Source organism: Streptomyces sp. NPDC048566 (assembly GCF_043199735.1).
Classification (GTDB): Bacteria; Actinomycetota; Actinomycetes; order Streptomycetales; family Streptomycetaceae; genus Streptomyces.
Genome location: NZ_JBICWL010000001.1, coordinates 261,656 through 274,727, shown reverse-complemented (window position 1 = coordinate 274,727; position 13,072 = coordinate 261,656). Strand labels below are relative to the sequence as shown.

Annotated in this window: 12 protein-coding genes; 4 read left to right on the top strand and 8 right to left on the bottom strand. The window is 74.9% G+C overall.

The features are described 5' to 3' along the window. Positions 1-70 precede the first annotated feature (70 nt). Entirely contained in the window at positions 71-2,269 is a 2,199-nt protein-coding gene (locus tag ACGFS9_RS01130; RefSeq protein WP_393250468.1) for an FUSC family protein, read from the top strand. 28 nt (positions 2,270-2,297) lie between these two features. Here the strand turns inward: ACGFS9_RS01130 and ACGFS9_RS01125 are convergent, their stop codons facing one another. The 4 genes from ACGFS9_RS01125 to ACGFS9_RS01110 all read right to left on the bottom strand — a co-directional run bounded on the left by ACGFS9_RS01125 (position 2,298) and on the right by ACGFS9_RS01110 (position 6,860). Next, positions 2,298-2,738 carry an Lrp/AsnC family transcriptional regulator gene (locus ACGFS9_RS01125; RefSeq protein WP_393249499.1) on the bottom strand — a complete coding sequence of 147 codons (441 nt, stop codon included), beginning with the start codon at positions 2,736-2,738 and terminating at the stop codon, positions 2,298-2,300. A gap of 34 nt (positions 2,739-2,772) precedes the next feature. After that, positions 2,773-4,122, bottom strand: a complete 1,350-nt coding sequence (locus ACGFS9_RS01120) for a transaminase (RefSeq protein WP_393249497.1) — start codon at positions 4,120-4,122, stop codon at positions 2,773-2,775. Between the two features lie 270 nt (positions 4,123-4,392). Beyond that, on the bottom strand, positions 4,393-5,481 hold the full coding sequence (locus tag ACGFS9_RS01115; protein WP_393249495.1) for a dipeptidase: 1,089 nt from the start codon (positions 5,479-5,481) through the stop codon (positions 4,393-4,395). Continuing rightward, positions 5,478-6,860 (bottom strand): amidohydrolase family protein, encoded by a 1,383-nt coding sequence (locus ACGFS9_RS01110; RefSeq protein ID WP_393249493.1) that lies wholly within the window; start codon positions 6,858-6,860, stop codon positions 5,478-5,480. The genes ACGFS9_RS01115 and ACGFS9_RS01110 overlap by 4 nt, the downstream gene beginning before the upstream one ends. Before the next feature lie 165 nt (positions 6,861-7,025). On the opposite strand from ACGFS9_RS01110, the gene ACGFS9_RS01105 reads away from it, so the two are divergent. Further along, positions 7,026-7,919, top strand: a complete 894-nt coding sequence (locus tag ACGFS9_RS01105) for an IclR family transcriptional regulator (protein WP_393249491.1) — start codon at positions 7,026-7,028, stop codon at positions 7,917-7,919. Beyond that, a complete protein-coding gene (locus ACGFS9_RS01100) occupies positions 7,916-8,866 on the top strand; it encodes an ornithine cyclodeaminase family protein (RefSeq protein WP_393249489.1) in 951 nt (316 codons plus the stop codon). Before ACGFS9_RS01105 ends, ACGFS9_RS01100 begins: the two co-directional genes overlap by 4 nt. A 51-nt stretch (positions 8,867-8,917) precedes the next feature. On the opposite strand, the gene ACGFS9_RS01095 is transcribed toward ACGFS9_RS01100, so the two are convergent. The 4 genes from ACGFS9_RS01095 to ACGFS9_RS01080 form a co-directional block, all read right to left on the bottom strand. Then, positions 8,918-9,304, bottom strand: coding sequence for a hypothetical protein (locus tag ACGFS9_RS01095; protein ID WP_393249487.1), 387 nt, complete (start codon positions 9,302-9,304; stop codon positions 8,918-8,920). A gap of 238 nt (positions 9,305-9,542) precedes the next feature. Continuing rightward, a complete protein-coding gene (locus ACGFS9_RS01090; RefSeq protein ID WP_393249485.1) occupies positions 9,543-10,169 on the bottom strand; it encodes a sigma-70 family RNA polymerase sigma factor in 627 nt (208 codons plus the stop codon). A 191-nt stretch (positions 10,170-10,360) separates the two neighbouring features. Continuing rightward, positions 10,361-11,143: a YqjF family protein gene (locus ACGFS9_RS01085; RefSeq protein ID WP_393249483.1), complete on the bottom strand. Its 783-nt coding sequence runs from the start codon at positions 11,141-11,143 to the stop codon at positions 10,361-10,363. A 418-nt stretch (positions 11,144-11,561) separates the two neighbouring features. Next, on the bottom strand, positions 11,562-11,810 hold the full coding sequence (locus tag ACGFS9_RS01080) for a WhiB family transcriptional regulator (protein WP_393249481.1): 249 nt from the start codon (positions 11,808-11,810) through the stop codon (positions 11,562-11,564). A gap of 267 nt (positions 11,811-12,077) precedes the next feature. Here ACGFS9_RS01080 and ACGFS9_RS01075 point away from each other — a divergent pair, with 267 nt between their 5' ends. Beyond that, positions 12,078-12,974 (top strand): oxygenase MpaB family protein, encoded by an 897-nt coding sequence (locus ACGFS9_RS01075; RefSeq protein WP_393249479.1) that lies wholly within the window; start codon positions 12,078-12,080, stop codon positions 12,972-12,974. The last annotated feature ends 98 nt before the right edge of the window (positions 12,975-13,072 follow it).

Below are 13,072 nucleotides of genomic sequence, written 5' to 3'. Positions count from 1 at the left end.
AGTGACCAAGCCGAGCCGGGCGGGGATCTGGGACCGGTACGCGGCCTCCGACCCGGGGTTGCTCCGGTTGATGGCCGGGCTCCGGACCGTCGGTGCCATCGCGCTGACGCTGGCCGTGCTCAGTCCGCTCGGCGCCGACGTCACCCACATGGTGGCCGGGGCGATGGCCGCGATGGTCGGCACGTTCGCCATCAAGGAGAAGCAGCGCGGCGACCAGGCCCGCACCCTGCTGCTCGGGCTGCCGGTGGCCGTCGCCGCGATGACGCTGGGCGCCTGGCTGAACCGCCATGTCGTCGCGGGCGACCTCTTCTTCATCGCGCTGATCTTCACGGCGGTCTACAGCCGCCGGTTCGGGGACCGCGGATGGGCGCTCGGACTCATCGGCTTCCAGGTCTACTTCGTCTCCCTCTTCGTCGGCGCCACGTTCGCCGCGCTCCCCGGACTGTGCGGGACGCTCGCCGTCGCGTTCGCGTGCAGCGCCGCGGTCCGGTTCGGGCTCGTCGTGGAGACGCCCGAGCGCATCCTGCTGCGGCTGCGCGAGGCCTTCCGCGCGCGGCTGGCCCAGTTGGTGTCCTCCCAGATCGACCTCCTCGACGCGCCCCCGGACCGCGCCGAGAAGGCTCTGGAGGACGTGCGGCAGAACACCGCGCGCCTGCACGAGACCGCCATGATGATCCAGGGGCGCCTGGAGGAAGGCACCAGCGACAGCACGGTCGCCTCGCTGGTGCAGCGCAGGGTGGCCGACGCCGAGATCTCCGCGGAGCGGCTCGCCGTCCTCATCCTCACCGCGCGCAGCGCCGAGCGGGCGGACACCCTCACCCTGCACCTCCCGGACGCTCCGCTGCCCGCGCCGGGCGACCGGCTGCGCGCGCAGGACGACACGACCGCCGTCCTCCGGCGCGACCTCGAGGCGCTGCGGCTGCTCGTCGCCCGCCCGGTCGCCGGCGAGCGCGGGACCGGGGTCGCCCAGGTGCGCAACCGGCTGCTCGGGTACCGGGACGAGGAGAACCTGCCGCGCGCCTCGGCCGCCGTGCAGGACGTGTTCCGCGGTATCGGCGAGGCGGCGCGGTCCGTCCTCGGTCTGCGGCTGGCGCTCGACGGCCCTCAGGACGAGTCGGACGACTCGCCCGAGACGACGCGGTCCCGCGAGGAGCTGGACGCGGAGGACGTCGCCATCGCGGGCGCCGAGGAGGCCGAGCCGGACGCGTCGGCGCGCCGCGGGCTGCAGCGGCCGACGACGCGGGCGGCGGTCCAGGTCTCGGTCGGTTCCGCGCTGGCCATCGTCGGCGGGGAGTTCCTGTCCAGTCAGCGCTGGTACTGGGCGGTGCTGACCTGCTGGGTCGTGTTCCTCAACACGTCCTCGACCGGGGAGATCCTGGTCAAGGGATATCGCCGGCTGCTCGGCACCATGCTCGGCGTGGTGGCGGGGGCGGGGCTGGCGGGTGTGGTCGCCAACCAGACGTGGCTCGCGTTCGTCCTGGTGCTGGTGTTCATCTTCGCGATGTTCTTCACCGCCCCGCTGTCCTACGCCCTGATGTCGTTCTTCGTGACGGCGATGCTCGGACTGCTGTACACGCTGCTCAACACCTACAGCCCCTCGGTGCTGGTGCTGCGGATCGAGGAGACGGCGCTCGGCGCGGCCTGCGGGGTGGTCGCGGCGGCCCTGATCCTGCCGGTGCCCACGGACCGCCGTACCGACGAGCTGCTCGCCACCGTGCTGACCCGGCTGGGGGAGGTCAGCAGCGCCGCCGTCGACCAGCTGAGCGGCGGCGTGGCGCTCGACCTGCTGGACAAGGCGCGCGATCTCGACACGGCGCTGGAGGACCTGCGGTCCTCCACCCAGCCGCTGACGCATCCGATCACGCCGCTCCGGGCCCGCCGTCAGACGGCCCGCTACCTCGTGGCGCTGCTGGAGACCTGCGCCTACCACGCGCGGTCGCTGGCCGCCACGGCCGAACTCCTGCCCTACAGCCGGACGGTGGCCGCCGATCCGCGGCTCAAGCTCGCGGGCCGGCGCATCAGTCACAACATCGGGGTCCTCGTCGAGCGGGTCGAGGACGAGAGCGCCGACGGAGTGGCCGAGACGGGCGCGAGCCTCGCCTCGATGCTGGAACCGGACGCGCCGGACTCTCCCCGCCACGACCGTGTCACCGGGCGGGTGCTGCGTCATCTCCAGCGGCTGGACGAGGGGGTGATCGGCCTGGCGCGCCCGCTCGGCGTGCCGGTCTCCACGCCCGAGAAGACGCCGTCGCACCACGGGGCGCCGTGAACCCGTGCCGGTGGCGCCCCGGAGCCGGTCAGCCCACGTTCCAGAGGAAACGGTGGGTGTGGATGCCGAAGTACGGGAACGACTGCACCTGCCGGACCCCCTCGACGGGGCGGACCACGTCGTTGACGAAGTCCAGGAGCTCGCGCGGGCCCGGGCACACGACCTCGGCGAACACGTCGAAGCCGCCCGAGGTCAGGACCGCGTAGACCACCTCCGCGCGCTCGGCCAGCGTGTCGGCGACGGCGCGCGGATCGCCGTCGACGCCGATGCCCAGCAGGGCCATCGCCTGACCGCCCATGCCCATCGGGTCGGTCACACCGACGACCTGCACCGCCTGCGAGTCGAGCAGCCGCTGCAGCCGCTGGCGGGCGGCCGAGGCGGACAGGCCGACCTTCGGGCCGAGTTCGGCGTACGCGATGCGGCCGTCGATCTGCAACTCGCGCAGGATGGCCTTGTCGATCTCGTCCATGCCGTCCTCCCCTTCGTCCGGATCGCCGTGCGGCTCAGCCGACCAGTTCGGTCAGCGCGGCGGCGAACACCTCGGTGTGCCGGTCGACGTCCTGCTCGGTGGTGTCGGGGCACATGAGGGCCATGTTGTGGAAGGGGGTGAGGAGGACGCCCCGGTTGGCGAGGTACAGGTGGAGGAAGTCCTCCAGTTCCTCGTCCGCGGCGGCGGCCGACTCGCTTCCGGTGCGCGGCGCCGGATCGGCGAACCGGTATTCGGTACGGGCGCCGAGCCGGCTGACCGACCAGGGCAGGCTCCACCGGTCGATACCCGCCCGCACGCCGGCCTCGAACCGCTCGGAGAGCTTCGCCATGCGGTCGAACGCGGAGTCGGTCAGGACGTGTTCGAGGGTCGCGCGCATCGCCGCGACGGAGAGGGCGTTGCCCGCGAGGGTGCCGCCCACGCCTCCCATGTCGATCAGGTCGAGGTCGGGGCGGGCCAGCAGCCGCTCGGCGAGGCCGGCCGAGAGCCCGTAGGCGCCGGCCGGGATGCCGCCGCCGATCGCCTTGCCGATGGTCAGCATGTCCGGCTCCAGACCCCAGGCGGCGGTGCAGCCGCCCGGGCCGGCGGAGAAGGTGTGCGTCTCGTCGATGATCAGGAGCGTGCCGTGGCGGCGGGTCAGCTCGCGGACGCCGTCGAGGTAGCCCGGCTCGGGGAGCACGATGCCGATGTTGGTGAGCGCGGGTTCCATCAGGACCGCCGCGACGTCGCCGTGGGCCAGTTCGCGCTCCAGCTGCGGGAGGTCGTTGAACTCGGCGACACGGCTGGTCAGGGTGACGTCGCAGGGGGCGCCGACGTTTCCGGGGCGGGCGGTGCCCTGTCCGTCGGGGCCGACCACGATCAGTGACTCGTCGACGCTGCCGTGGTAGCTGTAGCTGTTGACCAGGATCTTGGGGCGTCCGGTGACGGCGCGCGCGAGCCGGATGGACCAGCGGTTGGCGTCCGTCGCGGTGAGCGAGAAGCTCCAGCGGGCGAGCCCGAACCGGCGGGTCAGCTCGGCGCCGACCCACGCGGCGTCCTCGGTGGGCATCATCGCCGTGGCCCCACCGCTCTCGGCGAACCGGCTCCGCACCGCCTCGGCCACCACCGCGGGCGAGTGACCGGCCATCGCGCCGGTGTCGCCGAGGCAGAAGTCGACATAGGTGTGTCCGTCGATGTCGGTGATCCGCGCTCCGCGAGCGGTGTCGAGGTAGCGCGGGAAAGCCCCCGCGGTCTTGTTCATCCAGGTCATCGGGACGCGGCCGAAGAGATGGTCGGCACGCTCGTAGGCCGCCCTGGACCGCGGATTGCGACGGGCCGCCTCGGCACTCTCACGGTCCAGGAGCCGGTGCAGGCGGGTGCGGTCCATCGAGGGATTCCCTCCGTCGGGCGAACGAATACGCCGATCCTACGAAGGGAAACGTCACTGAATCAAGGCCAGGCACGTGATTCGCTCGTGGAGACGATCGAATCACGCGTCGGTGATAAGGAAGGCACCCCGCCGCTCCTCTGACGAGACCGCCCCGCTCTGTCCCGTCCATGACGGACGGGACAGAGCGGGGCGGGACGGGCACGGGGCCGACGCCGTACGGACGGGCGGCGCCTTCGCTCGAACGGGCGGCCCCGACGGGGCGGCCCCTCAAGCAGGGTGCGGCGCGGCGGCCGGCGCCCACACACGGTCCGCGTAGGCCAGGAAGTTGGTGCCGAGGATCTTCTCGATGCGGCCCGAGCGGTAGCCCCGCCGTTCCAGCAGCCGGACCAGATCACGGAACTGGTCGACTCCGCGCAGGTCGAGCACGAACGGCAGGGTGTCGTGGCGTTCCCCGGCCGCACCCACCCCGGCCTCGCGCCGCAGGGCCACGTGTTCGGCGAGTCGCGCGCGATACGCGTCGAGGTCGTCGACGGACGTGATCGTGCCGTCGGTGCCGATGCCCACGTGGTCCTCGCCGCAGACGTTCACCGCGTGCGCGATGTGCTCGACGACGTCGGCCGCGCTCGCGTGGCCCGACGGATTGAGGAAGGGCATGAAGTAGATGCCGACGAAGCCGCCGCGCGAGGCCACCAGCCGCAGTTCCTCGTCGGTCTTGTTGCGGGGCAGGTCCGCGAGGGCGCGGCAGCCGGTGTGGTTGACCGACACCGGCCGCCGGGCCGTCCGGGCGGCGTCCAGGCAGGTGCGCTCACCGCTGTGCGAGAGGTCGATCATGAGGTGGTGCGCGTCGAGTGCCTCGACGACGCGGTGGCCGAAGTCGCTCAGGCCGCGGTTCTCCGGCGCCATCGAGCCGTCGCCGATGTGGTTGGCCTGGTTGTACGTGAGCTGGACGACCCGCACGCCGCGCTCCGCGAAGGTGGCGACGCGACCGGTGTCGGTCCCCACGGCGACGGCGTTCTGGAAGCCGTAGACGACGCCGATCCGCCCCTCCTGCCGGGCGCGGTGCACGTCGGCGACCGTACGGACCTTGACGAGGTCGGCCGCGTGGTCGTCGATGATGCCGTCCCAGACGTCGATCTCGCGCAGGGTGTGCTCGTAGGGAGGCAGGTCCCCCATCGTGTAGCCGAGCGTGACGTTGACGGCCGTGAGGCCGGAGGCGCGGGCGTCGGCGATGGCGCGGGCGTCGACGGTCACCTGCTCGCTGGAGGGGTTCAGCCCGGCGGCGGCCTCGGCGGAGCGAGGGGCGTTGGGGTTGTCGAGCTGCCCGAGCGCGTTGACGATCAGGGGGAGGTCGGTCATCGGGACTCCTCGGTGCGGTGCGGTCCGGGCGCGGCGTCGCCGGCCGGCGGGGCGGGGCGGGCCGCGGGGGGCGCGGCACCGTCGTGGTCGCGGCGCTCGAAGCGACGGCCCCGTTTGACCGTCAGGAGGATGCTGCGCAGGTTTCCCACGTCCCGCAGGGGGTCCTCCGCCAGCACGGCGAAGTTGGCGAGCTTGCCCGCCTCGACGCTGCCCATGGTGTCCTCGCACCCGGCGCTGCGGGCGCCGATCAGGGTGGCCGACCTGAGCACCTGGGCGGGGGACATCCCGCACCGGCGGACCAGGAAGGACAGTTCCTCGAAGAGGGCCGGGAAGGGCTCTTCGGGGCCGGTCTCGTAGTCCGTGCCGGTCGCGATCTCCACCCCTGCCCGGTGGGCCTGCGCGGTGAGCACGGCGGCCAGTTCCGCGTTGGCCGCCGCCCGCGCCGCGTCCTGCGGCCCCTCCCCCGCGAGGGCCTCGCTCGACCACATCGCGGCGGTGGCGTCGAGCACCGTGCCGTGCCGGCGCATCCGGGACAGGAGCCCCGCGACGGCCGGGTCCTCGCCGGCCGCGAACCGCTCGTGGTCGACGGGCGGCTTGTCCCGGTAGCTCGTCAGGGGCTCGTCGGCGCCCTCGAAGGCGAGCAGGGTGACGTGCGAGACGGTGTCCGCGCCGGCTTCGACGATCTGGGCCGGGGTGGCCGGGAAGACGGTCGCGTGGGCCCAGACCCGCATCCCCTGCCGGTGCGCCTCGGCGGTGATGGCGGCGACCGTGGCCGCGTCGAGGTCCGCGTAGACCTTGACCGCGCAGGCGTGCGTGCCGCGGGCGAGGGCGACGGCCAGGCGCAGATCGGTGTGCTCGGTGATCGCCTGCATCCACGGCACGGCGCCGGGCGTCTCCCCCTGCGACACCTGATGGGTCCGCGGGTCGTCGAAGAAGCCGGGGCCCGCCATCAGCGCGGCGTAGCGGATGTCCGGCCCGGGGATCTCGCCGACCAGCGCGGCCCGCGCGAGGTCCCCCACCTGGCGCAGGTCGTCGGCCATGTCGCGGATGGCGGTGACTCCGCTGTACACGAGGCGGCGCAGCACCGCTTCGGCCGCGGGCCGGTCAGGCGGCGTCGCGATGTGCTGGTGGGCGTCGACGAGTCCGGGGACGACGAAGCGGCCGGCGAGGTCGAACACCTCTGCGCCGGCGGGCAGGTCGCGGGCGATCACGGCGTCGTCGCCGACCGCGAGGACGGTCTGCCCGTCGACGACGATCGACGTGCCGGGCCGCGCGGGACGTCCCGTCCCGTCGAAGAGCGTCGCGCCGCGGTACACCGCCACGGCTCCCGCCACCGCCGGCGCGTACGGCACCGGGGCGCCCGAGACCTCGTTCGTCATCTCCACCTCGTCCTGACTCCGGTGCCCGGACCGCCCCGGCCGCGCTTCCCGCCGCCCGGCGCCGCCTCGCGGCACTTGTTACGGTGTGCGTAACACGTTTATCGTCCTACGCAACAGGCGTCACCGTACGCCCGCGTCGGACGACACCACAAGGAGGGGCCGCCAGTGCCCGCAGCAGCAGAGCCCGCCGGGGTGCGGACCGCGGTGGACAAGGCCCTGGACCTGGTCGAGGCCGTGGCACGCGCCGATCGGCCCCCGCGGCTCACCGACCTGGCCGAGGAGGTGGGACTGCACCGGGCGACGGCCTACCGTGTCCTGGCCGACCTCGTCCGGCGCGGCTGGGTGCTGCGCTCGGACGACCGGTACCTGCCCGGTCCGGCCGTGCTGCGCCTGTCGTCGTCGGCCGCCAGGAACTCCCTGGGCGCGCTGGCCCGGCCCGTGCTCGACGCGCTGTCGGAACGGACCGGCATGATGGTCAACCTCCAGGTGCCGGAGGCCGATCGTTCCCGGGTGATCGAGGCCGTGCGGCCCGACCGTCTCGCGATGATCAGCCGGCTGCTGGGCGAGGCGCTGCCGGTGCACCGATTCGCCGGCCCCCTCGCGCTGGTGGCGGCCCTCGCCCCCGCCGAGCGGACGCCCTATCTGCGGGCCGCGGAGGCGGACGGCCATCCGCTGGACGGCCCGGACGGCCTGCTGGCCGACGTCGAGCGCGCCGAGCGCACCGGATTCGCCGTGGAGTACGGACGCAACGAGCAGCCCGTCGCCTCGCTCGCGCGCGCGGTCCTCACCGCTCCGGGCACACCGGTGTGCGCCGTGACCGTGGTCGGCCTCGGCGCCGAGTTCGACGAGCGCCGGCTGGACGCGCTCCGGACCTCCCTACGCAGGGCCACGGACGAACTGGCCTGCATGCTCTCCGGTGGCGGTGAGGGTTCCGGCCCCGCCGCCGCGGATCCGCCCTCCGGCCGACCGCCGGGTCCGGCGTCCTCGCCGCCTCGGGCCGCCCGGTCGTCCGCGGCTCCCCGTCGCCCGGCCGCACCGCCCGCGGAGGGTCCGGCGTGAACGAGATCCGCTTCCTCGACGGCGCCCGGACACGGGCCGCGCTCGATCCGCGCCGGGTGCTGGAGGCGGTGGAGCGGGCCCTGATACGCGTCAGCCGGGACGAGGTGTCCGCGCCACCGCGGATCGCGGCCCGCACCCCGAACGGCCTGCTCGGGGCGATGCCCGGTCATGTCCCGGGCATCGGGCTCGCCGCGAAGCTCGTCTCCGTGTTCGCCGACCCCGAACGGCCCGGGCGCAGCAGTCACCGGGGGCTGGTCGTCCTCTTCGACCCGGAGGACGGAAGGCCGCTGGCCCTCATGGACGCGGAGCCGCTCACCGAGATCCGGACCGCCGCGAGCGCCACGCTCGGTGCGCGCGCCCTGGCCCGTGCGGGCGGCGGCCCGGTCGCCGTCGTCGGAACCGGCGCGCAGGCGCGGGCTCAGCTGGCCCTGCTCGCGGCCCTCGCCCCGGGGACACCCGTCCGGGTGGCCGGACGGGACGCCGGACGGGCCGCGAGCGCGGCGGCACTGCACCCGGCGGGCCGTCCCGCCCCCGGCATCGAGGAGGCCGTGCGCGGGGCCGGCACGGTGTTCTGCTGCACCGGGGCCGCCCGGCCGGTGATCGACCGCGCGTGGCTGGCCCCCGGTACCCACGTCAGCTCGGTGGGAGGTTCGGACGGGCCCGAGGTGGACGCCGCGACCGTGCGGGACGCGGCCCTCTTCGCGGAGTGGGCCGGAGCCGCCGCGACGGCGCCCCCGTCCGGCGCGCACGAGTTGCAGGACCTCCCGGCCGGGCGCTCGGTGACCCTCCTGGGCGCGGTCCTCGCGGGCGAGGTCCCGGGCCGCCGGCGCGAGGACGAGCTCACCCTGTTCAAGTCGACCGGTCACGCCGCCCTGGACGTGGCCGCCGCCCAGGCCGCCCACGCCGTCGCGGTCGCGCGGGACTGGGGCACACGCGTCGCCCTGTAGGCGGCCTTCCCCGAGGGCCGGGGTCGCCGGGCCGCCCGTCGTGAACCGCGCTCAGCCCGCGTGGCGGCTCCGGCCGTGCGGTCCACGGGGCCGGCGGTCCTCGCCGCCGGCAGCGGTCGGCGCGTCCGTCCCGGCCGGGTCGGACGGCCCGGGCGGCGGGCCCGGGCCCGCCGCCCGTCCGGACCGCTCCGCGCGCACCTCGCGCAGGATCGCCTCCCATACGCGCGGTGGCGGGTCCGCGAGGGTCTCGGGTTCGCGGAGGTATCCGTCGCGGGCCGCCGCACCGACGCGCTCGTAGGCCGCCAGCAGGTCCCGGCAGGAGGCGCACCGCCCCAGATGCTCCAGGGTCCCGGACGGCAGGGGTGCCCGTGATCCGTCGAGGGCGTGCCGGGCGAGATCGGCGGCCGGTGGATGTCCCGGCGCGCGGGCATCGTGCATGAGCCACCTCTTCGTCCACGGGAACCGCCGCACGGATGCGCACCCGGGCCGTCGGGGGCCGCGCCGACCGGAGGGACCGGTGCGCGCCATCCGTCCTTCGCCCGTGCTTCGCACGTCGTCGTCCCGGCGGATGCACCCACCCGCCGCGGGCCCGAGTCGCGGGAGCCCGGACGGCGGCGGCCGATCCATGGCCGAGGGGCGGGTGGAGGGCACCGGCCGCCCCCGGCCGCGGATCACCTCACGCGCACAGTCCGTCCTCGCGGGTGCCCTGGAGGCAGCGGCTCAGCCCGTGCAGTCCCCGGCGGGCGTGGCTCTTGACCGTCCCCAGGGGCAGACCGGTCACCTGGGCGATCTGGGTCTGGGTGAGGTCGTCGTAGAAGGCGAGGCTGAGCACCCTGCGCTGGGCGGGCGGCAGCTTCGCGAGTTCCTGGCCCACCAGCACGCGGTCCAGCACCGCGTCCGGGTCCCCGGAGCGGTCCTGGGTGCGCCGGGCCAGGGCGGCACCGGCCGCCGCCACCAGGTCGGCCCGGCGGGTGCGCGCCGACAGCGCGTCGGCGATCTTGCGCCGGGTGATCCCGACGAACCAGGCGGCCAGGGCGCCGCGCTCCGGCGCGTAGCCGCTGCGTCCCCGCCAGGCGGCCAGGAAGACGACCTGGGTGACGTCCTCAGCCTCGACCGCGTCCCCCAGGGAGCGGCGGGCCAGGGTGTACACCAGGCGGCCCCAGCGATGGTAGGCGTCGGCGAGCGCCTGCTCGTCGCCCCGGACGAACGCCGCCGCGAGTTCCTCGTCGTCGAGCGGCTCCGATACCGGAGCCGTCCACGAAGCGCCGTGCAGGGGCTGCTCGGTGGTCTGCTGTGCGGTCATGGGACTGCTCCTCGGACCTGCGATGGCGTCCCGCCCCGGGCGTCTCGGCCGTTCGTCGGCCGCACCGCCCCGGAGCGCCGGGCGTGCCGGTCACGCGGAGGCACTCCGGTGATCCAGCTCTGCCACCTTCCGCAATATCGATGCACCGGAGCAACTTGCATCGACTCTGCATCGCATTGCGCGGTCCGCCCTCACGCCTCCGGAAGGGCCACCGGGGGCCCGAACCGCACCGGCACACCGGGCGCGTACAGCACGCTGAACGGCTCCTCCCGCGGCTCGGCGAGGCCGGCCGCCGCGATCAGCGAGTCGTCCCAGTCCAGCAGCGTGCAGCGGCGGAACGTCCACGCCGGATGGGTGTTCGGCAGGTAGAACGAACGCCCCAGCGCTCGTCCGTGCAGTCCCCAGCGGTAGGTCAGGAACTCCTCGACCGGGTCCGGCGCCACCGGCTCGGAGCCCACGTCGACCCAGACCCTGGCCTGCGCGCCCGGCATCCCGCGCCGGCGGCTGCGGTACATCAGCCGGGTGTCGAACCACTGGCTGCGGATGCGCGCCCACCGGTAGGGCAGGCGGAAGGACGCGTCGGCGGCCAGAACCGGGAGCAGCCGGTCGCACTCCAGCGAGCGGAACACCACGCCACGCCGCCCCTGGGCGTCCCGGCTGTACAGCCGGACGTTGACCTCGTTGAACGAACCGAGGTACGGGACTGCGGGGGACGCGCCGAGCGTCAGGTCGCGCATGCGGAAGAACACCAGACCGACGTAGGTGCGGCCGTTGAGCAGATCGGGGACGGTGCCGGGCGGGAGCAGCCCGGCCACCTGGAAGGGGTCCGCCGGCCAGTGCAGGAACACGAGGTCCCGCCAGTTCTGGCCGAACAGCGTGCGCCGAACCCGCCTCGGGGCGAGCGGGGTGACCGGCTCCACGGGCCGCGCCGCGCGGTGGTACGGCCGGGACACACCCTGCCCGGACACGGTCATGCCGCGCCTCCCGTCCGGCCCGGCGCCGCGCCGGACGCCGCTCCGGCGCCCACCGCCGGCCCGGCGCGGCGCGGGACGACGGACGCCGCCGCTCCCGGTCCGCGCGACCGGGACATCCGCCGGGCGCGGGCCGGGTGCTCGCCGCTCCCGCGCCCCCTCGGGCCGCTCCGGGTCACCATGTCGCACCTCGCACGCCCGATACCTCCGCATCGTCCGCGTTCCTCAGCCTCTTCGGACCGCGATCGGCGCTCGGATGCGTCCGCCCGGATGTCGGGGCGGAAAGCCGCTGACCGGCCCGCTCCGCGGCGGCGCGCCGCCGCGGAGCCCGCGCTCTGCCGCCGATCCGCCCGCGCGGGCACCCGGACCGGGCCGGAGCGGCGGCGTGCGGGCTCCCCGAGCGCCCGGGGCGGAGGCGCGCTCATCTCCTGGGGCCGTCCGCGAGGCGCCGCAACCGCAGCACGCGGCGCTCGGCGGCCGTCATGCCGCCCCACACCCCGTCGTACTCCGCGTTGACCACGGCCCAGCTCGCGCACGCGTTCAGCACCGGGCAGCGGTGGCAGACCGCGCGCGCCTGGTCGATCTGCCGTCGGGACAGGCCGTCGTCACCGAGCGGGAAGAAGAGTTCCGGATCCTCCGTGCGACAGGCCGCCGCATCACGCCAGTCCATGGCTCGTCGGGCCCTCCGTCGGTCGCCGCGCCTTCGCGGGCAAGGTCGTCTCCGCGGTGCGCTCGGCACCGCCCGACCCGGCAGAGGTAGGCATCAATCTAGGCTTTCCCGGCGCATTCGGCCATGCTGGAGCCACCTCGGCCGGTGCGCCGGGCGGGCCGGAATCCGCTTGTGCGGGCTGCATCCGGCCGGTCCCGGGCCGGCGAATGCAGCGGGGGCCGCCGCGCTCCCGCCCGGAGGACGACACGTTGGGAGGCCGCCCGACCCATGAGACTCACCGGACCGGACACCGCCGGAGTACGCGAGCGGCTGGGCAGCGCGCTGTTCGCCCGGGTCGCCGGCCCCGAGGGACCGAGGAACCGCGCCCTCATCCACGACACGCCCGGACCCCGCTGGTTCGGACCGGACCGGCCCATCCGCACCGTGCACGGGGACGCGTCCATGTTCATCGGCGGCCTCTCCGCCCTGCTCCTGCAGTCCCTGCATCCGCTCGCCATGGCCGCCGTGTCCGCGCACTCGGGCTTCCGCGGGGACCCCTGGGGGCGGCTTCAGCGCACGAGCACCTTCCTGGCCGTGACGACCTACGGAACCGCCGAGAGCGCACGGGAGGCGTGCGAGCGGGTCCGCGCCGTCCACGAGCGGGTCCGCGGGGTCACCCCGCGGGGTGTGCCGTACCACGCGGCGGACCCGCACCTGCTGGCCTGGGTGCACGTCGCCGAGGTCGACAGCTTCCTGCGTGCGCACCAGCGCTACGGCCGCAGTCCGCTGTCCGCCGCGGACTGCGACGGGTACGTCGCCGACACCGCCCGCGTGGCCACGGCGCTCGGCGTCGCGGACCCCCCGACCGACCGCGCCCAGCTCGCCGAACGGCTCGACTCCTACCGTGACGAGACGCGCGCCACCCCCGAGGCCCGCGAGGCGGCGCGCTTTCTTCTGCTGAACCCACCGGTGCCGCTGGCGGCCCGCCTCCCGTACGGCGTGCTCGCGGCGAACGCGGTGTCCCTGCTGCCGTCCTGGGCCGCTACCCAACTGCGCCTGATCCGGCTGCCATTGGTCGACACGATGTGCGTCCGACCGCTCGGCGGCGCCGTTACCTCCGTCGTCCGCTGGGCGATGGCTCCGCCGCGGCCGGCCGGCCCCGCCGCCCCCGCGTCCGCGGTGTGACCGACCGCCCGGCGCGCGCCGCGGACCGCCGGCCCCTTCCCGACCGACCGGGGAGACGGAGTCGGCGAAGTGCGTGCCGCACGGGCCCTCCTGCCGGG